The organism is Variovorax sp. J31P179 (assembly GCF_030316985.1).
Lineage (GTDB): Bacteria > Pseudomonadota > Gammaproteobacteria > Burkholderiales > Burkholderiaceae_C > Variovorax > Variovorax ginsengisoli_B.
Genome location: NZ_JASZYL010000002.1, coordinates 261,699 through 284,153, shown reverse-complemented (window position 1 = coordinate 284,153; position 22,455 = coordinate 261,699). Strand labels below are relative to the sequence as shown.

Sequence of the window (22,455 nt, the reverse complement as noted above, 5' to 3'; positions counted from 1 at the left end):
AAGATGCGAACGCCCTGTGTGGCAGAAAGGCAAGAAGCCATGGTCAAGAATGGAATGCGTCCGGTACATCCCGGCGAAACGCTCCGGGAGGACTTTCTGGAGCCCCTGAAGATGAGCGCCAGCGCGCTCGCAAAGGAACTGCACGTCGCAGCGCCGACCGTGAACGACATCGTGCGCGAGAAGCGCGGCGTGTCCCCCCTGATGGCGCTGCGCCTGTCCCGCTACTTTGGCGGCTCGGCGCAATGGTGGCTCAACATGCAGAGCGTCTACGACCTCAAGATGGCCGAGAAAGCGGCCGCGAAGCAAATCGAGAAAGAGGTCCGCCCGCGCGAGCACGCGGTCGCCGGCTGAGAGCCCCCAAAAGCCCGCCCCCGAAGCAGCGGGCTTTTTTTTCGCCCGTTGCAATGAGGCCCGCCCGGGTCGATCTACAGCGCGCTGCCCAGCCGCGCGATGCCCTCGCGGATCTTGTCCACGTTGGCGGTCGCGAAACTCAGGCGCAGCGTGGCGACATCCGGCTTCTCGGCGAAGAAGGGTGCGCCGGGCACGAAGGCCACGAGTTTCTCGATCGCCCGCTTGGCGAGCACGTTGGCGTCCGCGACCTTGCCGCCGGCACCGGTCAGGCGGGCCCAGAAGAACAGCCCGCCGCCCGGCTGCGTGAAAGTGATGGCGTCGCCCAGCTCGCGCCGCAGCGCCTCGCCCATCGCCCGTGCACGTTCGGCGTAGACCTCGCGCACATGGGCCAGCGTGGCCGGCATCCGGCCGCTCTTGAGATACTGCGCGGCGGTCGCCTGGGCGAAGGTGCTGGTGTGGGCGTCGCTGAACTGCTTGCACATGGTCGCCTTGGCGAGCAGCTCGGCCGGGCCGATCATCCAGCCGATGCGCAGGCCGGGGCTCAGCACCTTGCTGAGGCTGCCGCAATGCGCCACCAGCGCGCGGCTGCCCGGGACGTCCTGGGTCAGCGCCATGATCGAGGGCGGCGGCGCCTGGTCGAAGTAGAGGTCGCCATAGGGGTCGTCCTCGACGATCAGCGTCTGGTAGCGCACCGCCATCTCGATCACCTTGCGGCGGCGCTCCAGGCTCAGCATCGCGCCGCTGGGATTGCCGAAGGTGGGGATCAGGTAGACGAACTTCGGCTTGTGTTCGGCGATGAGCTTCTCGAGCTCGTCGGTGCGCACGCCGTCGGCGTCGACCGGCGCGCTGATGAGCTGCGCGCCGTAGAGGCGGAAGCACTGGATCGTCGCGAGAAAGGTGGGGCCTTCGACGATCACCTTGTCGCCGGGCGAGATCAGCGTCTTGCCGAGCAGGTCGAGCGCCTGCTGGCTGCCGGTGGTCACGATCAGGCCGCTCGGGTCGACCTCGACGCCCTTGGTCTTCATGAAGGCCGACAGCTGCGTGCGCAGCGGCTCGTAGCCCTCGGTGGCGCCATACTGCAGCGCCCCGCCGGGCTCTTCGGCGAGCGCCTTGGCGCTGGCCTCCTTCAGCCCCTCGACGTCGAACATCGCGCTGTCGGGAAAGCCGCCCGCAAAGCTGATGATGCCGGGCGTGCCCAGCAGCTTGAAGAGTTCGCGGATGGCGGAGGTTTCGACGTTGTCGAGTCGGGAAGCGAATTGCATGAGAGCCTTCTTGGGAGGAGTTGCAGGAAGCGATTGTCGCAGCCCCCTAAACTCCCCGCCACGATGAAGAAATCAGACATAGAGCCGTTCTTCGCCACCCTGCAGGCGGCCAATCCGAGCCCCGAGACCGAACTCGAATACAAGACGCCCTTCGAGCTGCTCGCGGCCGTGCTGCTGTCCGCCCAGGCCACCGACGTCGGTGTCAACAAGGCCACCCGCCTGCTGTTTCCGGTCGCCAATACGCCGCAGGCGATCCTGGACCTGGGCGTCGAGGGGCTCGAGCGCTACATCAAGACCATCGGCCTGTATCGGAGCAAGGCGAAACACCTGATCGAGGCCTGCCGGATGCTGGTCGAACAGCACCGAGGCGAAGTGCCGCGCACGCGGGCCGAACTGGAAGCCCTGCCCGGCGTCGGCCGCAAGACCGCCAACGTGGTGCTCAACGTCGCCTTCGGCGAGCCGACCATCGCGGTCGACACCCACATCTTCCGGGTCGGCAACCGCACCGGGCTGGCCCCCGGCAAGACGCCGCTCGAGGTCGAGCTCAAGCTCGAGAAGCGGGTGCCCGAGGCCTACCGGCTGCACGCCCACCACTGGCTGATCCTGCACGGACGCTACACCTGCGTGGCCCGCAAGCCCCTGTGCTGGAAGTGCGCCGTGTCACCTTACTGCGACTACAAGCCCAAGACGCCGGCGCCCTGAAGCGGGCAGCGCGAAACGCCGGGCGCGTCGTTCAGATCTCGATCGTGATGCACTCGCCGAAAGCGATCGGCCGGCCCGGCCACTGATCGGACCGTTCGATGGCGCGGATGCCGTCGCGCAGCAGCCAGGCGCAACGAATCACGCCGGCATGGGTGATCCAGACCGCATCGCGGCCGCCGGCACGCCAGGCATCGAAGGCCTCGCCCACCCGCCGCATGAACTGCCGCGTGCATTCGCCGCTGCGCCCCGCCCGCACATCCGCGAAATCCCGCGTCCAGGCGTCGATCTCGGCGCGGTCGATGGCCGACCAGAGCTGCTCTTCCCAGTCGCCCAGATCCATCTCGGCGATGCGCGGGTCGGCGCCGGCCACGGCCAGATCGGGACGCAGCGCGACGATGGCTTGCGCGAGTTCCGAACAGCGCGACAAGGGCGAACAGGTCAGCGAAACCCCTTCAGGCAACACCGGCGCCACGCGCTCGGCCACGGCACGGGTCACTTCGGGCAGCACGGGAACATCCGTTCGCCCGTAGCAGAAGCCATCGACGGCAGTGGTCCGCGCATGGCGCACGAGCAGCAGCTTCATGCCCGCCACGCCAGCGCGAGGTAGATCGCCAGTTCGCACACTTGCTGCGTCGCACCCAGGCCGTCCCCGGTGAACCCGCGCAGCCGGCGCCGCAGCAGCCGCGCGACCAGCCACGCGGCCAGCGCGCACAGCAGCACCGGCGCCATTCCCCGCATCGCGCCCTGCGTCATCACCAGCCAGCCCACCGCCGGCAGCGACCACGCAACGCCGACCAGCAAGGCGCCATTGCCGATCGCGTCGGCCAGCGGCTTCGATTTGCTCGCCGCGTTCTCGTCCCCGACGTAGGGCAGCCAGCGGATCAGGAACAGCGGCGCGAGGCGCGACAGCACATGGGCGCTCACGAGCGCGAGAACCACGGTCGGCGCGCCCTGCCCCGCCAGCGCACCCAGCAGCAGCACCTTCAGGCCCAGCGCCAGCACCAGCGCGATCGCGCCGAAGGCGCCGATCCGCGAATCTTTCATGATCTCGAGCGCGCGCGCGCGATCGGCCGATCCGCCGAGGCCATCCGCGACGTCGGCCAGGCCATCCTCGTGAAACGCGCCGGTCATGAGAACGGTGGCGATCGTCGACAGCGCCGCCGCAGCCAGCGCACCGGCGAAGCCCGGAAGCCCGGCCTGCGCGCTGCAGAACACGCCGGCGGCGACCGCACCCACCAGCCAGCCGACGCCCGGGAAATGCGCCGCGCTCGCGCGCAGCATCGCCGGGCTGAAGCCGACCCAGCCCGCGAGCGGCCCCGTGACCGGAACCCGCGTGAAGAACTGCAGCGCCAGCAGGAAGTGGCGCACGCCGTTCATGCCGGCTCCTGCCTCGAAACGCCGGCCGACTCGAAGCTCGCCATGTCGCGCAGGATGCAGCAGGCGGATTCGAGCAGCGGCCATGCCAGCGCCGCACCGGACCCTTCGCCAAGACGCAGGTCCAGCTGCAGCAGCGGCTGCAGCTCCAGGTAGTTCAACAGCAGCCGGTGACCCGGTTCGGCCGACTCGTGCGCGGCGATGCAGCGTTGCACGACATGCGGGCGCAGCGCGTTCGCCACCAGCACCGCGGCACTCGCGATGAAGCCGTCGAGCACGATCACCCGCCGCTCTTGCGCCGCCTGCAGCACCGCGCCCACCAGCGTCGCGATCTCGAAACCTCCCAACGCGGTCAGCGCGGCCAGCGGGTCGGTGGCCGCCGCGTGCAGCTCGAGCACGCCGCGCAGCACCTTGCGCTTGTGGGCCCGCCCGGCGGCATCGAGGCCGGTCCCGGCGCCGGTGCAGGCATCGATGTCCTGCCCGGAAATCCGGGCCAGCAGCAGCGCCGCCGCGGACGAGTTGCCGATGCCCATCTCGCCCAGCAGTACGGCGTTGCCGGGCAGATCGCGCATCAGCGCCATGCCGTTCGCGATGGCCTGCTCGCACTGCGCCATGCTCATCGCCGGCCCCAGGGAGGCATCGGCGGTGCCCGGCGCGACCTTGCGCACGAGCAGGCCTTCTCGCGGCGCGAAGTCGTGCCGCACGCCGCAATCGACGACGGTCAGGTTCAGGCGGTGCTGCCGGGCCAGCACGCTCACGGCTGCGCCGCCGGCCAGGAAGTTTTCGACCATCTGCCAGGTCACGTCGCTGGGGTACGCCGACACGCCGCGCGCCGCGAGGCCGTGGTCCCCGGCGCAGACCAGCATCTGCGGCGCGTCGAGCACCGGCGCCGTGCTGCCCAGGATGCATGCGACGCGCATCGCCAGCGCCTCCAGCCGCCCGAGCGCGCCGACGGGTTTGGTCTTGTTGTCGAGCAGTTGTTGCAGCCGTGCCGCGAAGGCGGCGTCGTCGATGCTGTCGATCGGGGGAAGTTGTAGCGAGGTCATTCGATCAGGGAGCGCAGCACGCCCGGTTCAAAGTGGGAATCGATGTGGTCGGCCAGGCCGTCGAACACGGCATCGAGCGTTCGCGCCTCGACGCCGAACAGCGCCTGGAGCGCGCCGGGGTCCTCGAAGAGGCCGTGCAGGTAGAGGCCGAGCACATGGCCGGCGCTGTTCTGCCACGCGAGATCGTCCGCCATGACCGCCGTGGCGCGGTCGCCGGCGGCCGCCATGGCGGTGTGTTCGGCCGTCTGGCCATGATGGATTTCGTAGCCGCGCACGCTGAGCCCGGACAAGGCGGCCCACGGGCCCGCCACCGACGAGAATTTCACCTCGCGGTGGCGAACGGTCTTGTCGGCGGCGAAGACGGTGACCAACGGCAGCAGCCCGAGCCCCGGCCCGTTGCCGTCGACGCCATGCGGATCGATCAGCGCCTCGCCGAGCATCTGCAGACCGCCGCAGATGCCCAGCACGGCGCCGCCGCGTGCCGCATGCGCAGCCACCGCGCGGTCGAGGCCCTGCGCGCGCAGCCAGGCGAGATCGCCGCTCGTATTCTTGGAGCCGGGCAGGATGATCCAGTCGGCGCCGGCCACGTCGGCCGGGCTGCGGGCCCAGCGCAGGCGCACCCCGGCGATGTTCTTGAGCGGCTGGAATTCGTCCAGGTTGCTGATGCGCGGATAGGCGACCACGGCGATGGTGCGCGTGACCTCGCCGCCCGCCGCCACGCTGCGGTCGTCGAAGACGCCGTCCTCCTCCGGCAGGCCGTGTTGCCACCACATGGGCAGCGTCGCCACCGTCGGCACGCCGGTCAGCGCCTGCAACTGCTGCGGCGCGGGCGCGAGCAGCGAGGCATCGCCCCTGAACTTGTTGAGCACGAAGCCGGCGATCAGCGCGCGGTCGGCTGCGGGCATCAGCGCCCAGGTGCCGTAGAGATGCGCGAAGGCCCCGCCCCGATCGATGTCGGTGACCAGCAGGCAACGGGCATCGGCGTGCCGCGCCACCCGCAGGTTGACGATGTCGCTGGCCATCAGGTTGATCTCGGCGGGCGACCCGGCACCCTCGATGACCACCACGTCGTTCTCGGCGCGCAGGGCGTCGAGCGCCTGCGCGATCTGCGGCCAGACGCGCTCGCTGCGCCCGCGCCAGGGCAAGGCCGTGAGCTCGAGACTCACCTGCCCCATCAGCACCACCTGGCTGTGGGTGTCGCGCTCGGGCTTGAGCAGCAGCGGGTTCATGCGGACATCGGGCTCGGCGCGCGCCGCCAGCGCCTGGAAATACTGCGCGCTGCCGATCTCCCCGCCCGCCACCACGCGGGCGTTGTTGCTCATGTTCTGCGCCTTGAACGGCGCCACCCGCAGGCCCTGGCGCGCGAACCAGCGGCACAGCGCGGTCGCCAGCCAGCTCTTGCCGGCGCCGCTGGTGGTGCCGAGGACCATGACACAGCGGGCCCGGCCGCCTAGCACATTGGAATTCATGAGCGCGATTGTCCTTTACGTGATCTTCCTCACGATCCCCGCAACCGGCTTGAAATGAATCCTAAAGCATTCATGCATTTCACCCTTACCTTCGACGCCATGAAGAAAAAAGGGAACCACGGCGAATGCCAGGCTTACGCGACATAGCGCTCACGGTCGAGGAGCGCGAAAAAAATCAGTTCTTCTGGGTGATCCTGGAAGCCCTCCCAAGCGACGCCGCCGAGGCGATCCACTACAGCGGCATCTACTGCGCCGCCAACCCGCAGACGACCTACGCGAACGCGCTCGTGATGGGCGCCCACCAACTGCGCAAGCTGGCCGATCCCGACGGCTGGGCGCACAGCGCGTTCCACGGTCTGCCCATGCGGTGAACGGCTGAGCAACCGAAGCCGCTCAGCGAGCCGCCACCTGCGCCTGCTGACCACCCGTCGGCGCGAGCGACGCCACCTGCGCATCCCAACTGCCCCCCAGCGCCCGGATCAGCCCCACGGTCGCCTGGTACTGCGCCGCCTTCACCTGCAGCGCCTGCCGCCGGTTCTGCAGTTCGCTGCGACGCGCGTCGAGCAGGTCGAGCTGGCTGATCATGCCGTTGCGGTAGCGCGAGTTCGAAAGCAGGGTGGCACGCTCGGCCGACGCGACGGCCTTGGCCTGCACGCCCGATTGCTGGGCCAGGATGCGCAGCGACGACAGCTGGTCCTCCACTTCCTTGAAGGCGACCAGCACCTGCGTCCGGTAGTTGGCCAGTGCGCCGTCGAGCAGCGCCGACGCGCCCTGCACGCCGGCCTCGCGCCGGCCGCCGTCGAACAACGGAAGCGCGAGCAAGGCCCCGATGCCCCAGGAGCGCGCCGACCACTTCAGCAGGTCGCCGACGTCGTTGGAGGCATAGCCGCCGGCGCCCGTCAGCGTGATGTCGGGAAACCAGGCCGCCTGCGCGACGCCGACCCGCGCCTGCGCCGCCAGCACCGACTTCTGGGCCGCCGAGATGTCGGGCCGGCGCGACAGCACGGTGGCGGGCACGCCCGGCGGGATCGTCGGCAAGGCGGTGGACCACTCGCCCGCGCCGACGTCGAAGTCGGACGCCAGGTCGCCGACCAGCACCGCCAGGGCGTGCTCCAGTTCGGCACGGCGGCGGTCCAGCGTCATCGCGTCGGACTCGTTGGAAGCGACCTCGGTCTCGACCCGCGCCACATCGAGCTCGGCCACGTCGCCCGCCCGCTCGCGGCTCTGCGTGAGGCGCAGCGTGTCGCGATAGGCCTCGACCGTGTCGCGCACCAGCACCCGCTCGGCATCGACCGCGCGCAGCGCCAGGTAGGTCTGGGCCACTTCGGCCTGGATCAGCAGGCGCGTGCTCTGCAGCAGGCCGGCGCGCGAATCGGCGTCGAGGCGCGCGGCATCGCTGGCGCCGGAGAGCTTGCCGAACAGATCGAGCTCATAGGAGAAATCGAAACCGGCCCGCGCCAGGGTCGAGGGCCGCGGGCTCTGGTTGCGGTCGAGTCCGGCACTGCGCGCGGCACCGGCGCCCACGCCGATCTGCGGCGCGAGGTCGGCATCCGTGCTGCGGGCCAGGGCCCGCGCCTCGGCCAGCCGCGCCGCCGCCGCCTGGATGCTGGTGTTGCGGGCGTCCGCGCGCTCGATCAGCTGGTCGAGCACCGGGTCGTTGAAGCTGCGCCACCAATCGCCGCGCGGCTGCGCCTCGGCAGGCTGGGCCCGGGTCCAGCTGCCCTGCGTGTCGGCGGCCTGCTCCTTGAACTGGGCCGGCAGGTTGAAGGTCGGCAGTTCGGCCGGTGCGGTCGCGCAGCCGGCCAGCACCAGCGCGGCGAACAGCGGCAGCAGCGCGGCGCCCCAGCGCCCGCCTCGGGTTTCAAGTCTTGAATTCATGATCAGCTTTCTTTGGGAAGGCGGAGTGGCCTAGGCGTCGTGATGCAGCGGTGCGGCAGGCGCGGGCTGCAGTCCGCCGCCCGCGCCGCCGCCGCCGGCCGGATGGTCGGCCGACACGAAGGCATCGATGTGCGGCACTTCGCCATGCAGCTTGAGCGGGCGGTTGCCGGCCATCCTGCGCACCGCGACATAGAACACCGGCGTCAGGAACAGGCCGAAGGCAGTCACGCCGATCATCCCGGCGAACACCGCCACACCCATCGCCGAGCGCATCTCGGCGCCGGCGCCGGTGGCGAGCACCAGCGGCAGCACGCCCATCACGAAGGCCAGCGAGGTCATCAGGATCGGACGCAGCCGCAGGCGGCTGGCCTCGATCGCGGCCTGGATCGGCGTGCGCCCGGCGAACTCGAGCTCGCGCGCGAACTCCACGATCAGGATCGCGTTCTTGGCACTCAGCCCGACCAGCACGATCAGCCCGATCTGCGTGAACACGTTGTTGTCGCCATGGGACAGCCAGACGCCGGTCATCGCCGCCAGGATGCCCATCGGCACGATCAGGATGATCGCCAGCGGCAGGGTCAGGCTCTCGTACTGCGCCGCCAGCACCAGGAACACCAGCAGGATCGCCAGCGGGAACACCAGCAGCGCCGAGTTGCCGGCCAGGATCTCCTGGTAGGTGAGCTCGGTCCATTCGTAGCTCACGCCCTTGGGCAGCGTCTCGGCCGCGATGCGCTCGATCGCGTCCTGCGCCTGGCCCGAGGAATAACCCGGTGCCGGCCCGCCGTTGACGTCGGCGGCCAGGTAGCCGTTGTAGCGCATGGCGCGCTCCGGCCCGAAGCTCGAATTGACCTTCATGAGCGCCGACAGCGGCACCATCTCGCCCGAGGTCGAGCGCACCTTCAGCAGGCCCACGTCCTCGGCGCGGGCGCGGTACGGCGCATCGGCCTGCACCCGCACGCTGTAGGTGCGGCCGAACTTGTTGAAGTCGTTCGCATAGAGGCTGCCGAGGTAGATCTGCATGGTGTCGAAGATGTCGGTCACCGGCACGCCGAGCTGCCGCGCCTTGGTGCGGTCGATGTCGGCATAGAGCTGCGGCACATTGACCTGCCAGCTGGTGAACAGGCCCGCGAGCTCCGGCGCCTGCGAGGCCTTGGCCATGAAGGCCTTGACCGCGCCGTCCATCGCCTCATAGCCGACCGACCCGCGATCCTCCAGCTGCAGCTTGAAGCCGCCGGTGGTGCCGAGCCCCGCCACCGGCGGCGGCGGGAACATCACGATGAAGGCCTCCTGGATGCCGGCGAACTTCTGGTTCAGCTGGCCCGCGATGGCGCCGCCGCTCTGGTCGCCCCGCTTGCGCTCGGCGAAGGGCTTGAGCGTCGCGAACACGATGCCGGAGTTCGAGCTGTTGGTGAAACCGTTGATCGACAGGCCCGGGAATGCGATCGCGTCCTCGACGTTCGGGTTCTTCTTCATGATCTCGCCCATTCGCTGGATCACGTCCTCGGTGCGGTCCAGCGTGGCGCCGTCGGGCAGCTGCGCGAAGCCGATCAGATACTGCTTGTCCTGCGCCGGCACGAAGCCGCTGGGCACCGCCTTGAAGAGGCCGAAGGTGACGCCGACCAGCGCCAAGTAGATCACCAGCATCAGCGTCTTGCGCGATATCACCCGCCGGACGCCGCCGCTGTAGGCCTCGGCGCCGCGATGGAAGAGCTTGTTGAAACCCCGGAAGACACCGCCGAACAACCGGTCCATGCCGCGCGTCAGCGCGTCCCTGGGCGCATCGTGGCTGCGCAGCAGCAGCGCCGCGAGCGCCGGTGACAAGGTCAGCGAATTGATCGCCGAGATCACCGTCGAGATCGCGATCGTGACCGCGAACTGGCGATAGAACTGGCCGGTGAGCCCGCTGATGAAGGCCAGCGGCACGAACACCGCGACCAGCACCAGCGCGATCGCGATGATCGGCCCCGACACCTCGCGCATCGCCCGGTAGGTGGCTTCGCGCGGCGTCAGGCCGGCCTCGATGTTGCGCTCGACGTTCTCCACCACCACGATCGCGTCGTCGACCACGATGCCGATCGCCAGCACCAGCCCGAACAGGCTCAGCGCATTGATCGAGAAGCCCAGCACGTGCAGCACGGCGAAGGTGCCGATCACCGACACCGGCACCGCCAGCAGCGGGATGATCGAGGCGCGCCAGGTCTGCAGGAACAGGATCACCACCAGCACCACCAGCGCGATCGCTTCCAGCAAGGTGTGGATCACCGATTCGATCGAGGCCCGCACGAACTGGGTCGGGTCGTACGCGATGCGGAACTCCACGCCCTCGGGCATGTTCTTCGCGATCTCGTCCATGGTCTTGCGGACGTCGCGCGAGATGTCCAGCGCGTTCGAGCCCGGTGCCTGGAACACGCCGATGCCGACCGCGGCGTCGTTGTTCAGCAGCGAGCGCAGCGAGTAGTCGGCCGCGCCCATCTCGAGGCGGCCGATGTCGCGCAGCCGCGTCACGGCGCCGTCGCCGCCGGTCTTGACGATGATGTCGCCGAACTCTTCCTCGCTCTGCAGGCGGCCCTGGGCGTTGATCGACAACTGCATGTCGACGCCCGACAGGCCCGGCGAGGCGCCGACCACGCCGGCCGCGGCCTGCACGTTTTGGCCGCGGATCGCGGCCACCACGTCGCTGGCCGAGAGGCCGCGCTGCGCCACCTTCTGCGGATCGAGCCAGACCCGCATCGAGTACTCGCCGCCGCCGAAGATCTGCACCTGGCCGACACCGGGGATGCGCGCCAGCCGGTCCTTGACATTCAGCACCGCGTAGTTGCGCAGGTAGTTGATGTCGTAGCGGTCGTTGGGCGACACCAGGTGCACCACCATCGTCAGGTCGGGGGCGCTCTTCACGGTCGTGATGCCGAGCCGGCGCACTTCCTCGGGCAGGCGCGGCTCGGCCTGCGAGACGCGGTTCTGCACCAGCTGCTGCGCCTTGTCGGGGTCGGTGCCGAGCTTGAAGGTGACGGTCAGCGTCATCACGCCGTCGGTGGTCGCCTGGCTGCCCATGTAGAGCATGCCCTCGACGCCGTTGATCGACTCCTCCAGCGGTGTCGCCACGGTCTCGGCGATCACCTTCGGATTGGCGCCCGGGTACTGGGCCCGCACCACCACCGACGGCGGTGCCACTTCGGGGTATTCGGAGATCGGCAGCCCGCGCAGCGCGATCAGGCCGGCGATCAGCATCAGCAGCGACAGCACGCCGGCAAAGATCGGCCGGTCGATGAAGAACTTGGATAGATTCATGATGTTTCCCCCGCCAGCGGGATCAGGATTTCGCGTCCGCCACGCGCTGGGCCGGCGGCGCCAATTCGGCCTTGGCATCCATGCCGACGGCCTGCGGCGCCACCAGTGCGCCCGGGCGCACGTGCTGCAGGCCGTTGACGACCACCCGCTCGCCCGCCTTCAGGCCCTTGGTGACCACGCGCAGTCCGTCCACCGGCGCGCCCAGCGCGACCTCGCGGTATTCGGCCTTGTTGTCGGCGCCGACCACCAGCACGAACTTCTTGTTCTGGTCGGTGCCGACCGCGCGTTCGTTGACCAGCAGGGCGGTGTCGTTGCGCGCCTGGCCCATACGGATGCGCGCGAACTGGCCGGGAATCAAGGCGCCGTCGGCGTTGTCGAAGGCGGCGCGCACCCGCACCGTGCCGCTCTTGGCGTCGACCTGGTTGTCGATCAGCTGGAGCCGGCCCTGGAACGGCGTGCCTTCGCTGGCCGCGGTGCCCATCTGCACCGGGATGCCTTCGATCCGCCCACGGGCGCTGGCGCCGCCGGGCATGTCCTTCAGGGCCCGCACCACGACCTGCTCGTCGGCGTCGAAGCTTGCATAGATCGGACTGACCGACACCAGCGTGGTCAGAACCGGCGCGCCGGGACCGGCCGCGACCAGGTTGCCGACCGTGACCTCCAGCCTGCCGGTGCGCCCGGCGACCGGAGCCCGGACCTGGGTGTAGCCCAGGTTCAGCCGTGCGCTCTGCAGCGAGGCCTGGGCGGCGCGCAGATTGGCCTCGGCCTCGCGGCCGGCATTGGTGCGCTCGTCGAGTTCGCGCTGGGCGATCGCCTTCTCGTCCCACAGGCGGCGGGCCCGCTCCTGCTCGCTGCGCGTGAACGAAACGCGGGCCTGGGCCGAGGCGACCTGGGCTTCGGCACGGTCCACCTCGGCCGCGTAGGGCGCCGGGTCGATGGTGATCAGCAGTTCGCCCTGCTTGACCAGTGTCCCTTCGCGGAAGTGCACCGCCTGCACGGCGCCGGCCACCCGCGATCGCACGTCGACCCGTTCGACCGCTTCGAGCCGGCCCGAGAACTCGTCCCAGGTGTTGATTTCGGTCGCCGCCACGGTCGCCACCGACACCGGCGTGGCGCGCGGCGCCGCCACCGCCGTGACGTCGTTGGCCTGGGCGTGCAGGCTGTGGAAGCCAAGCGCGGCGCAGGCGATCGCCACCAGCGCCGTGACGCCCGTCACGGCGGGCCAGAGGCGGCGCCGGGCCGGGGAGGAAGGTTGAGGGTTCGACATGATGAAGGTCCTTTTGGTGACGCTTGGAAAACACGCCGCCCTCCCGCACGGGTGGCGCAGGACAGCGGTAGAAAGAAAATCTGCGGGGCGAACGCCGCCCCACGGCGGGTTGGCGCCGTTGGCTTCGAGGTGCCTTCACCTCGGTCTGGTCTGGGAGTTCCGGGTCACCGGAACCAGCGGCGCACGGCCTGCCGTGCGCCGTCGCTCAGTGCGGCGGTGGCGTCGCGCTGAAGAAGTCGCGGAAGTGCTTCTGCACCGCCGCCTCGCAGGCCGCGCAGCCCGAACCCTCGGGTTCGTAGAGCGCCTCGGGCCAGTTCGCCGCGCCCGGCAGCACGCTGCTCGTGACCTCGATGCCGGCATCGGCGAGCCGGCGCGCGAAGTTCAGCGCCTCGTCGCGCATCGGATCGTCCTTGCCGACCAGCACCAGGGTCCGCGCCACCTGCGCCAGCCGCAGCGAGCCGCCAGGCACCGCATAGGGATGGGTCGCGTTGACCGGCCGCTTGAGGTATTCCTGCCAGCCCGACGCCCACTTGCACTGGGTTGCGTCGCCGGTGGCCTTGCGCAGCGATGCGGTCCCAGCGCAGGGGTCCAGCATCGGCGACAGCAGGATCTGGCCGGCCAGCGGCGGGTGGGCCCGGTCGCGCGCCATCAGCGCCACCGCGGCTGCGAGGTTGCCGCCGGCCTCCTCGCCCGCCAGGAACACCTCGGCGCCCTTGCCGGCCAGCTTGACGCGTTGCTTGTAGAGCCATTCGAGCGCGGCGAAGCCGACCTCGATCGGCTCCGGGAACGGGGCCTTGGGCGCCAGCGGGTAGTCCAGCGAAACCACCACGGCGCCGGCGCCGGCCAGCAGCCGGGCCACGCTGCGGCCGTTGTCGAGGTCGCCGCAGACGAAGGTGCCGCCATGGAAATGCAGCACCAGCGGCACGGTCGCTCCGCGCGGCCGAACACCGTACAGGCGGGCCTGCACCGGTTCCCGATCCGGCAATTCGATGCGGATATCGGTCTCGGCGTCCCGTGCAGCGGCCGTGGAGGCGGCGGCAACGGGTTGCTCAATGGAACGGCTGGACATGGACGGCCTCGGTGGATGGACGATGAACGAAATATAAGGCGGGGCGGGGTGGGTTCAAACAGACACCGGGCCCCACTCTGTTTCCATCCGACTAACAATCGCATCCGATGCCCGTGTGAGAATCCGCTCCCCCGAGGCATTCCGCCACCCCCAGGAGCAGCATAGATGGACCAGATCCAGGGCATGCGGATTTTCGTCCGCGTCGTCGAAGCCGGCACGTTCACCCGCGCCGCGGACTCGCTCGGCCTGCCCAAGGGCACGGTCACCAAGCAGATCCAGGCGCTGGAATCGCGGCTGCACGTCAAGCTGCTCAACCGCACCACCCGGCGCGTCACCGTCACGCCCGACGGCGCGGCCTACTACGAACGAACCGCCCGGCTGCTGAACGACTTCGACGACATCGAGGCCAGCATGACCAACGCCCAGGCCAACCCGACCGGCCGGCTGCGGATCGACGTCGGCTCGTCGATGGCCCGCTTGGTGATCCTGCCGGCCCTGTCGACCTTCTGCGACCGCTATCCCGACATCCAGGTCGACGTCGGCGTCAGCGACCGGGCGGTGGACCTGATCTCCGACAACGTCGATTGCGTGATCCGCGGCGGCGACCTGACCGACCAGTCGCTGGTGGCGCGGCGGATCGGCAACCTGCCCTGGATGACGGTCGCCTCGCCGGCCTACCTGAAGCGCTACGGCGCCCCCCAGCACCCCACGGACATCGAGAAGCGCCACCTGGTGGTGGGCTTCTTCTCGGGCAGCACGCGGCGCATGTTTCCGGAAGAGTTCCACCGGGGCGACGAGAAGTTCGAGATCACGGGGCCCTACCGGGTCTCGGTCAACGACAGCAATGCCCACATGACGGCGGTGCTCGGCGGCTTCGGGCTGTCGCAGGTCATCACCTACATGGCCGAGCCCTTCATCGCGAGCGGCGAGCTGGTGCAGATCCTGCCGGACTGGACGCGGCCGCCGCTGCCGGTGCACGTGGTGTATCCGCCCAACCGCCACCTGAGCGCGAAGGTGCGCGCCTTCGTCGACTGGGCGGCGGAGCTGTTCGCCAAGCACCCGCAGCTGCAGCGGACCTGACTCAGCGCCGCGCCGCGCGCCAGGCCTGCCGCAGCGCTTCCTGGCTGGCGGGCGGCAGGACGCCGAGCCGCACCAGCCCCGGAAGCCCGAACGAAGCCGTGTCGCGCAGCTTGATGCCAGCCTGCCGCAGCGCCGCGCTGCGGGCCGGCGTGAGCGCGACGTCCGGCTCGGCGCAGAAGAAGTTGGCGTCGCCCGGCAGCAGGCGCCACCCCAGCGATTCGCAAGCACCGCGCTGCGCCGCCTTCCAGGCCCGGAGGGTGGCCAGGCTGTCGTCGAGCCACTGCCGCGCCGCTCCGCCGGTCCAGGCCTCGAGCAGGGCCACGCCATGGGCGCCGAGCGGCCAGGAAGGCGCCAGCCGGGCCAGCCGCGCGCCCAGGTCCTGCGCCGCCACCGGCGCAATCGCGTAGGCGGCCCGCACGCCGGTCAGCCCGAGCGCCTTGTTGGGCGTCCAGAGCTGCCAGACGCGGTCGCGCTGCGTCGCGTCCAGCGCCAACGCCCCTTCGAGACGAAGCGGTTCGTAGGCCAGGTCGAGAACGCAGGTCGCATGGGGACCCAGTTGACCCACCCGGCGCGCCAGGTCCTCCTGCGGCAGGCCCAGCGGGCTGCCCGGGTCGCAGCACCAGACCAGGTCGGCCGCGCCATCGGCCGTCGCCGGCTGGAAGTGCCAGGCCTTGGCGGCCCGCGCGTAGTCGCCGTAGCCGTGCGGCGGCAGCCGGACCCGCCCGCCGCCGCCCTGGGACACGGCGGCCGTGACACGGCCGATGAACTCGCTGGCGCTGGCGGCGATCACGACCCGATGGGCCTCGACGCCATGGAAGCCGGCCAGCCGATCGCGCAGTTCGAGGTAGTGCGGATCGGGGTAGCGGCTCGCGTCCGCTGCCTGCAGTGCCTGCAGCGCGGCGGGACAGGGCCCGCAGGCATTGCCGTTGGTCGAGAAATCGTGCGGGACCGCGCCCTGGGCGTCGGGTCCGCCGTGCATCAGTTCGAACATCTCGGAGGCCCTCATGCCGCACCCCGCAGCGCGATGCAGCCGATCGCGGCCGAGGCGCAGGCGCCGGCCAGCGCGACCCCGCGGGCGGCGAGCCGCGCTGCCTGCGGGGTGTCGGCGGCAGCGGCGCTTCGGCCGGCTTCGTTGAGCACATAGACCCCGGGTTTTCCCAGCCGGATCCCCAGCTGCAGCGCCATCGCGGCCATCGGCCAGCCGCTGTTGGGCGACGGCGTCCGGCCGGCTTCGCGGCGCAGGGTCCCGAGTCCTGCGCCCGCCGCCGCCGAAGCGCCCCACAGGAACAGGGCCGTCAGGCGGGCGGGCAGCCACGACAGCAGGTCGTCGGCGCGGGCGGCCCATTTGCCGGCCCAGGTCCACTGCCGGCCTTCGCGCTCGCCGCGGTAGCCCCACATCGCATCCGCGGTGTTGGCGAAGCGGTAGAGCGCCGCACCCGGCAGGCCGAACAGCGCAAACCAGAACAGCGGCGCCACCAGCGAATCGTTGAGGTTCTCGGCCAGCGATTCGATCGCGCTTTCGCGCACCCCGACCGCGTCCAGCGCGCCCACGTCGCGGCTCACCAGCCGCGCCAGCCGGCCGCGGCCTTCATCGAGCGAGCGGCCGAGCGCGGCCTCGACCGCCAGCACCTCGTCGCGCAGCATGCGCCAGGCGAGCAGCGGCTTGAGGGCGATGCCGGTCAGCAGCGGCCCGGCCCAGGCCGGCAGGCGGCTCGCAACTTCGGCGACCGCGCAGGCGGCGGCGGCGACCAGCGCGGCGCCGGCGCACCAGGCGAGCGCGCCACCGGCGAAGGCCGCCCGCGCGCGCGCCGGCGCACCGGCCGGCGGTGCGATGCGCCGACCGGCCCAGCCCAGACAGCGGCCGATCCACACCACAGGATGCCAGCGCGCCGGCGGCTCACCGAACCATCGGTCGATGGCCAGCGCCAGCCAGAGGGCCGCGATCGCGCTCAATCCTCGATGCCGCGCTGGGCGGGGATGCCGGCCTTGAACGCGTGCTTGACCATCTGCATCTCGGTCACGGTGTCGGCCAGTTCGACGATCTCGGGCGGGCAGCGGCGACCGGTCAGCACCACGTGCACCTCCTTCGGCCGCGTGCGCAGCGTCTCCAGCACGCCGTCGAGCGGCAGCCAGCCGTAGATCAGCGGGTAGGTGATCTCGTCGAGCACGACCAGGAAGTGCGCGCCCGACAGGATCGCGGCGCGGGCCCGCTCCCAGCCATCGCGCGCCAGCTGCGCCGAGTGCTCGAGATCCTGGCTCTTCCAGCTGAAGCCGTCGCCGAGGCCTTCGATCGGGATGCCGAGCTGCTCGAACATCCGGTGCTCGCCGAAGCGCGCGCTCGGCACCTTCATGAACTGGTAGATCTTCACCGCCTTGCCGCGGCCGTGGGCGCGCAGGGCGAGCCCGAAGGCGGCGGTGCTCTTGCCCTTGCCGTCGCCGGTGTTGACGATCACCAGCCCGCGGCGCTCGCCTTCGGGCTTCTCATAGGGTTTTTCGCTGGGAGGAGTTTCGATCTGCATGTGCTTCGGTTGTCAGCGCGGCAGGGCCAGCCATTGGCCCGCCACGTGGTGAAAGGCGACCCGGTGGTCGAACACCGCTTCGAGCGCCCGATGGGTCGCGGCATCGCCGCAGCCGCCGTGATGGGTCACGCGGCCTGCCGCCATCACGACCATCGCGTCGGCGGCGAGCGCGGCATTGAGTTCGTGCAGCACGCTGACCACGGTCTTGCCTTCGGCCACCAGCGCCTGCACGGTCCGCATCCAGTCGGCCTGGTGCGGCGGGTCGAGGTTGGCGAGCGGCTCGTCCATCAGCAGCAGCTCGGCCTCGACCGCCAGCGCCCGCGCCAGCAGCACCCGCTGGCGTTCGCCGCCCGACAGCTGGCCAAGCGGCCGCTCGCGCCAGTCCCAGGCCTGGGTGCTGCGCAGTGCGCGCTCGACCGCCGCCCGGTCGGCCGCGCTCGGGGCAGCCAGCCAGCGCTGGTGCGGCAGGCGCCCGAGCATCGCGACGTCGTAGACCGTCAGGTCGTCGGCGCTGCCCTCGCCGGCCACGCCCTGGCCCAGCCACGACAGGCGCCGGGCCCGAGCCCGGCCCGGGAGCGTGCTCAACGCTTGCCCATGGAGGCGCACCTCTCCGCCATGGGCCAGCAGGCCGGCGAGCACCTTGAGCAAGGTCGACTTGCCCGCGCCGTTGGGACCGACGATGCTGGTCCAGCGCCCCGACGCCAGCGACAGGTCGATGCCGTGCAGCACCTCGGCCAGGCCGAGCCTGGCCGACACGCCGCGGGCTTCGAGCGCGGCCGGCGTGCTCACAGGCCACCCCGCGCGCTGCGCCGGTGCATCAGCCACAGCAGGTAGCTGCCGCCGAGCACCGCGGTCAGCACGCCGACCGGCAGTTCCTGCGGCGCGACCATCCAGCGCGCCAGCAGGTCGGCCGCCATCAGCAGCAGTCCGCCCATCGCGGTGGACAGCACGATCAGCCGCCCATGCGTGGTCTTGACCACCGAGCGCACCAGGTGCGGCGCCGCCAGGCCGACGAAGGCGATCAGCCCGGTCTGCGCCACCGCGGTGCCGGTCGCCAGCGCCAGCACCGCCACCAGCGCGGCGCGCATGGCGCCGAGCGGCAGCCCGAGGCTGGCCGCCGTGGCCTCGCCGAGCGCCAGGCCGTCGAGCACCGGCGCCAACGCCCAGCCCAGCAGAAGGCATGCGACGCCGAGCCCGCCCATCACGGCGCAAGCGCTCCAGCCCACCAGCGCGGTGCTGCCGAGCATGAAGCCCTGGATGGCCTGCAGGATGTCGGCCGAGGCGATGGTCAGCAGGTCCTTGGCCGCCCCCAGCACCACGCCGACGATCACGCCCGCCAACAGCAGTCGCAAGGTCTGCTGGACGCCGCGCGCCAGCAGCAAGGTCAGCAGCACCGCCAGCACCGCACCGAGGAAGGCCGCGCCGGTCAGCCCCAGGCGCACCACCCATTGCGTGCTGGTCGGCGACAGGCCGAACAGCCAGAGCGCCAGCGCGACGCCGAGCGACGCGCCCGAGGCGCTGCCCAGCAGGTACGGATCGGCCAGCGGATTGCGGAACAGCCCTTGGGCGACCGCGCCCGCCAGTCCCAGCAGCGCGCCCGCGAGCCAGGCGCCGAGCGTGCGCGGCAGCCGGATGTCGCGCACGATCTGCAGCGCCACCGGGTCGTCGCCGGCCGCCAGCAGGTTCTCGAAACCGGTGCTGCCGATGCCCGCGCCCAGCACCAGCAGCGCGCCGGCCAGCGCCACCAGCAGGATGCCCAGCCCCCAGGCGCGGCGCTGCTGCCCCTTCACCCGTGCTCCTGCAGGCACTCGGCCATCAGGCGCGCCGCCTCGCCCATGCGCGGCCCGGGCCGGACCAGCACGTCGGATTGCTCGGCCGTGAAGCGGCAGATGCGGCCTTCGCGCACGGCCTTGATGCGGCCCCAGCCCGGCCGCTGCTCCAGCCCCTGGGCGCTGCGCTCGCCGACCATGATCAGGTCGGGATCGGCGCGGACCACGAACTCGGGGTTGAGCTTCGGAAATGGCCCCAGCGCAGCCGGCACGATGTTCCTGGCGCCGAGCCGCGCCAGGGTCTCGCCGATGAAGGAGGCTTCGCCGGCCGCATACGGGGCGCTGTTGACTTCGAAGTACACGCGCGTGCGCTTCACGCGCTCGGGCAGCGACTGGGCCGCCGCCGACACGCTGGCATCGATGGCGCGCCAGACCGCTGTCGCATCGCCGGTGCCGAGCACCCGGGCGAGCGCGTCGAGCACCCGCCGGACGTCGGCATGGTTCTTCGGCTCGAGCACCACCACCTTGAGTCCCAGTGCCTCGAGCCGATCGGTGACCCGCGAGGACTTCGCCAGCAGCACCACGTCGGGCTTGAGCGCGACGATCGCCTCGACGTTCGGATCGATGCCGCCGCCGACCTGCGGCAGCGCCCGCACCGACGCCGGCCAGTTCGAATAGCGGTCGACACCCACCAGCCGGTCGCAGGCGCCCAGCGCGCAGACCGATTCGGTGAGCGACGGCAGCACGGTCACGATGCGCTGCGGCGGCCTCGTCAGCTCGACGCCCACGCCGCGCTCGTCGACCACCACGGTCGCCTGGACCGCCAGCCCCAGCGCACACAGCCAGCCGGCGAACCACAGCCGGGCGATCCGCTTCATGGCGCATCCTTCAGGGTCAGCGGCAGCCCGGCGGCCATCAGCGTGACGCGCTCGCAGGCGGCGGCGACCTGCTGGTTCAGGAGGCCCAGGGCGTCGACGAAGGCACGCACCTCGCGGCCGAGCGGAATCACGCCGAGGCCGATCTCGTTGCCGACCAGGACCAGCGGACCAGGCGATTCGCCGATCGCCTGCAGCAGCTCGGCGACCGCGCGATCGGCCGCCATCGACGTGCGCGGCGCCCCGAAAGGCACCATCAGGTTGGTCAGCCAGAGCGTCAGGCAATCGACCAGCACCAGCGTGCGGGGGCCGGCGTTCTCGCGGATCGCCTGCGCCAGCGCCAGCGGCTCCTCGACCGTTTCCATGGCCGGCAGGCGGGCCGCGCGATCCTCGCGATGCCGCGTCACGCGCGCCAGCATCTCCTCGTCGAGCGCCCGCGCGGTGGCCACCAGCACCGCGCGATGCGAGGGCGAGCGCGCCAGCCACGCCGCGGCGATCTGCTCGCCGCGGCGCGACTTGCCGCTCTTCTGACCCCCGAGGATCAGTTCGCGGCGCGCGATGCTCACTGCTTCGGCTGCCACCGCACGGTCAGGTAGGCGCCGATTCCGGCCTGGTTGTAGCCATAGGCGGTCTCGTAGTGTTCATCGGTCAGGTTGGTGATGCGGCCCTGCACCGACCAGTCCTTGGCGAAGCGGTAATCCACATAGAGGTCGATCGTGGTGTAGGCGCCGAGTTTGCGCGTGTTGGCCGTGTCGTCAAAGCGGCTGCCGACGCTCAGGGCCGAAGCGCCCAGCTTCCAGGGGCCGGTGGTGTAGTCGATCGCCAGCGTCGCCTGGTTCTGGGCCCGGCGCGGCAGCTGCTTGCCGCTGATCTCGTTGCGCGGATCGAGCGAGTCGTAGCTGGCATGCAGGCCCACGGCGTCGAACTGGCCGTCGTAGCTCAGCGTGCCGCCGGTGATGCGCGCCTCGGGAATGTTCTGCGGCAGCGTCGTGTTGGTGATGAAGCCCTGGATCTTGTTGTCGTAGCCGACCAGCTTCACCGTGTGGGCGCCCTCGGTCCAGGTGATGCCGATATCCGTGTTCTTGCCCTCCTCCGGCTTGAGCGCCGGATTGCCGAAGCCCGGGTAGTAGAGCTGGTTGAACGACGGCGCCACGAAGCTGGTGCCCTGCGAGATGCTGACGCGCCAGTTCGGCGTGATGCGGTAGGCGTAGCCGGCATACCAGGTGTCGTCGTCGCCGAACTGCGAGTTGCTGTCGTGACGCGCGTTGAGCTGCCAGCTGTGGGGACCGGAATTGCCGTTCAGGCCGACGAAGCCGGCATCGATCGTGCGCTCGGTCACCGTGTACGCGGTGTCGCTCTTGACCTTCTGCTCCAAGCGCTCGAGACCGGCCACCACGGTGCCGATCGGGGTCGCGATGTCGTTTTGCCAGAGGTACTGGTCCTGCGTCGTGTTGAAAAGGCCCGGCAGGTTGAACGGCGCGGCCACGATCGCGCGCGTGTCGTCGTCGCTGCGCGAATAGCGCAGCTGGGTGGTCCAGTTGGACAGCACCCGGCCATTGACGCCGGCATAGCCGGTCTGGGTCCGCAAGGTGCCGCGGGTGTCGCGGCCGGGGCCGTCGTCGTAGTGGTTCAGGCCATCGGCGTACAGCATGCCGGCGTCGAACTTCCAGTCCGGCGTGAACTGGTAGCCGAAGGAAGCGTTGGCGCCGGTCTGCGAGAACGGATCGCGGTCAGGGTTGAAGTTGCCGAACTGCACGTTGCGGTTGGTGGCCGAGACGCTGTTGACCAGCGTGCGGGTGACGTCGAGCGAGTAGGTCGCCGCGCCCGCGCCGCCACTGAAGCCGCCGGTGATCTGCTTGTAGCTGTCGCTGCCGATGGTGGTGGAGGCGCGCGGGTTGAACACCGTCTCGCCCGGCGCCGCCTTGCGCGTGAAGATCTGCACCACGCCGCCGACGCCGTCGCTGCCGTAGAGCGCCGAGCCGGGCCCCTTGACCACTTCGATGCGGTCGATCAGCTCGACCGGGATGTTGTCCCAGACCGGCGTGCCGAGCGTCGCCGAGCCGTAGCGCACGCCGTCGATCAGGAGGATGGTGTGGCGCGCCTCGGCGCCGCGGATGTACACGCTGCTGCCCTTGCCCAGGCCGCCGTTGGCCGAGATCTGCACCCCCGCCATGCGGGCCAGGATTTCGGGCAAGGTACGGCTGGCCTGCTGCTCGATCTGGGCCCGTTCGATCACCACGGTGTCCGACACCAGTTCGTCGATGCGGGCTGGCGCGCGCGTTGCCGTCACGACGGTTTCGGCCAGGGTCGCCGCGGCGGCCTCCTGGGCCGAGGCCAGGTTCGGCAGCGAGGTCAGGGAAACGATGGCCAGCGCGATGGCATGGGCGCGCGGAAGCGGGCACGGCGAAGCGCTGCGGATGGCGCAGGCGGACGAGACGACAGATTTCATGGAAGCGACAAAGATCAATGCCCGTCGCCGGCTTCCCCGCCGGCGTTTGGACGTCAT

General features: G+C 70.6%; 21 protein-coding genes. 4 read left to right on the top strand and 17 right to left on the bottom strand.

The features are described 5' to 3' along the window. Positions 1-39 precede the first annotated feature (39 nt). Entirely contained in the window at positions 40-351 is a 312-nt protein-coding gene (locus tag QTI17_RS05680) for a HigA family addiction module antitoxin (RefSeq protein WP_286531680.1), read from the top strand. A 74-nt stretch (positions 352-425) separates the two neighbouring features. Here the strand turns inward: QTI17_RS05680 and QTI17_RS05675 are convergent, their stop codons facing one another. Continuing rightward, entirely contained in the window at positions 426-1,613 is a 1,188-nt protein-coding gene (locus QTI17_RS05675) for an aminotransferase-like domain-containing protein (protein ID WP_286531678.1), read from the bottom strand. A 63-nt stretch (positions 1,614-1,676) separates the two neighbouring features. Here QTI17_RS05675 and nth point away from each other — a divergent pair, with 63 nt between their 5' ends. Then, positions 1,677-2,315, top strand: coding sequence for an endonuclease III (gene nth, locus QTI17_RS05670; RefSeq protein ID WP_286531677.1), 639 nt, complete (start codon positions 1,677-1,679; stop codon positions 2,313-2,315). A 31-nt stretch (positions 2,316-2,346) separates the two neighbouring features. Here the strand turns inward: nth and QTI17_RS05665 are convergent, their stop codons facing one another. The 4 genes from QTI17_RS05665 to QTI17_RS05650 are packed head-to-tail and all read right to left on the bottom strand — an operon-like array spanning position 2,347 to position 6,204. Then, the gene (locus tag QTI17_RS05665) at positions 2,347-2,898 is read right to left on the bottom strand and encodes a histidine phosphatase family protein (RefSeq protein WP_286531676.1); all 552 of its coding nucleotides are present in this window, start codon (positions 2,896-2,898) and stop codon (positions 2,347-2,349) included. Next, positions 2,895-3,692 carry an adenosylcobinamide-GDP ribazoletransferase gene (locus QTI17_RS05660; protein WP_286531675.1) on the bottom strand — a complete coding sequence of 266 codons (798 nt, stop codon included), beginning with the start codon at positions 3,690-3,692 and terminating at the stop codon, positions 2,895-2,897. Before QTI17_RS05660 ends, QTI17_RS05665 begins: the two co-directional genes overlap by 4 nt. After that, complete coding sequence (gene cobT / locus QTI17_RS05655; RefSeq protein WP_286531673.1) at positions 3,689-4,735, bottom strand: nicotinate-nucleotide--dimethylbenzimidazole phosphoribosyltransferase; 1,047 nt, start codon at positions 4,733-4,735, stop codon at positions 3,689-3,691. The genes QTI17_RS05660 and cobT overlap by 4 nt, the downstream gene beginning before the upstream one ends. Then, the gene (locus QTI17_RS05650) at positions 4,732-6,204 is read right to left on the bottom strand and encodes a cobyric acid synthase (RefSeq protein WP_286531672.1); all 1,473 of its coding nucleotides are present in this window, start codon (positions 6,202-6,204) and stop codon (positions 4,732-4,734) included. The genes cobT and QTI17_RS05650 overlap by 4 nt, the downstream gene beginning before the upstream one ends. A gap of 125 nt (positions 6,205-6,329) precedes the next feature. Here QTI17_RS05650 and QTI17_RS05645 point away from each other — a divergent pair, with 125 nt between their 5' ends. Further along, positions 6,330-6,575 (top strand): hypothetical protein, encoded by a 246-nt coding sequence (locus QTI17_RS05645; RefSeq protein WP_286531671.1) that lies wholly within the window; start codon positions 6,330-6,332, stop codon positions 6,573-6,575. Between the two features lie 22 nt (positions 6,576-6,597). Here QTI17_RS05645 and QTI17_RS05640 read toward each other — a convergent pair whose 3' ends face one another. The 4 genes from QTI17_RS05640 to QTI17_RS05625 form a co-directional block, all read right to left on the bottom strand. Next, the gene (locus QTI17_RS05640; protein WP_286531669.1) at positions 6,598-8,082 is read right to left on the bottom strand and encodes an efflux transporter outer membrane subunit; all 1,485 of its coding nucleotides are present in this window, start codon (positions 8,080-8,082) and stop codon (positions 6,598-6,600) included. Positions 8,083-8,112: 30 nt separating this feature from the next. Further along, positions 8,113-11,370 carry an efflux RND transporter permease subunit gene (locus tag QTI17_RS05635; RefSeq protein WP_286531667.1) on the bottom strand — a complete coding sequence of 1,086 codons (3,258 nt, stop codon included), beginning with the start codon at positions 11,368-11,370 and terminating at the stop codon, positions 8,113-8,115. 22 nt (positions 11,371-11,392) lie between these two features. Next, positions 11,393-12,637: an efflux RND transporter periplasmic adaptor subunit gene (locus QTI17_RS05630; protein WP_286531665.1), complete on the bottom strand. Its 1,245-nt coding sequence runs from the start codon at positions 12,635-12,637 to the stop codon at positions 11,393-11,395. Between the two features lie 205 nt (positions 12,638-12,842). Next, positions 12,843-13,706 carry an alpha/beta hydrolase gene (locus tag QTI17_RS05625; protein WP_286531663.1) on the bottom strand — a complete coding sequence of 288 codons (864 nt, stop codon included), beginning with the start codon at positions 13,704-13,706 and terminating at the stop codon, positions 12,843-12,845. Positions 13,707-13,871: 165 nt separating this feature from the next. Between QTI17_RS05625 and QTI17_RS05620 the strand changes: the two genes are divergently transcribed. After that, positions 13,872-14,786, top strand: coding sequence for a LysR family transcriptional regulator (locus tag QTI17_RS05620; RefSeq protein ID WP_286531661.1), 915 nt, complete (start codon positions 13,872-13,874; stop codon positions 14,784-14,786). Position 14,787: 1 nt separating this feature from the next. On the opposite strand, the gene QTI17_RS05615 is transcribed toward QTI17_RS05620, so the two are convergent. Genes QTI17_RS05615 through QTI17_RS05580 form a run of 8 tightly spaced genes read right to left on the bottom strand, consistent with a single transcriptional unit; the run spans position 14,788 to position 22,398 of the window. Then, on the bottom strand, positions 14,788-15,792 hold the full coding sequence (locus tag QTI17_RS05615; protein WP_286531659.1) for an aminotransferase class I/II-fold pyridoxal phosphate-dependent enzyme: 1,005 nt from the start codon (positions 15,790-15,792) through the stop codon (positions 14,788-14,790). Next, positions 15,789-16,739: an adenosylcobinamide-phosphate synthase CbiB gene (cbiB, locus tag QTI17_RS05610; RefSeq protein ID WP_286531658.1), complete on the bottom strand. Its 951-nt coding sequence runs from the start codon at positions 16,737-16,739 to the stop codon at positions 15,789-15,791. Before cbiB ends, QTI17_RS05615 begins: the two co-directional genes overlap by 4 nt. Next, the gene (cobO, locus tag QTI17_RS05605; protein ID WP_286531657.1) at positions 16,736-17,305 is read right to left on the bottom strand and encodes a cob(I)yrinic acid a,c-diamide adenosyltransferase; all 570 of its coding nucleotides are present in this window, start codon (positions 17,303-17,305) and stop codon (positions 16,736-16,738) included. Before cobO ends, cbiB begins: the two co-directional genes overlap by 4 nt. A gap of 12 nt (positions 17,306-17,317) precedes the next feature. After that, entirely contained in the window at positions 17,318-18,094 is a 777-nt protein-coding gene (locus tag QTI17_RS05600) for an ABC transporter ATP-binding protein (RefSeq protein ID WP_286531656.1), read from the bottom strand. After that, positions 18,091-19,095: a FecCD family ABC transporter permease gene (locus tag QTI17_RS05595; protein WP_286531655.1), complete on the bottom strand. Its 1,005-nt coding sequence runs from the start codon at positions 19,093-19,095 to the stop codon at positions 18,091-18,093. Before QTI17_RS05595 ends, QTI17_RS05600 begins: the two co-directional genes overlap by 4 nt. Beyond that, a complete protein-coding gene (locus tag QTI17_RS05590) occupies positions 19,092-19,952 on the bottom strand; it encodes an ABC transporter substrate-binding protein (RefSeq protein WP_286531653.1) in 861 nt (286 codons plus the stop codon). Before QTI17_RS05590 ends, QTI17_RS05595 begins: the two co-directional genes overlap by 4 nt. Further along, positions 19,949-20,530: a bifunctional adenosylcobinamide kinase/adenosylcobinamide-phosphate guanylyltransferase gene (locus QTI17_RS05585; RefSeq protein ID WP_286531652.1), complete on the bottom strand. Its 582-nt coding sequence runs from the start codon at positions 20,528-20,530 to the stop codon at positions 19,949-19,951. Before QTI17_RS05585 ends, QTI17_RS05590 begins: the two co-directional genes overlap by 4 nt. Beyond that, positions 20,512-22,398 (bottom strand): TonB-dependent receptor domain-containing protein, encoded by a 1,887-nt coding sequence (locus tag QTI17_RS05580; RefSeq protein WP_286531651.1) that lies wholly within the window; start codon positions 22,396-22,398, stop codon positions 20,512-20,514. Before QTI17_RS05580 ends, QTI17_RS05585 begins: the two co-directional genes overlap by 19 nt. Positions 22,399-22,455: the final 57 nt, after the last annotated feature.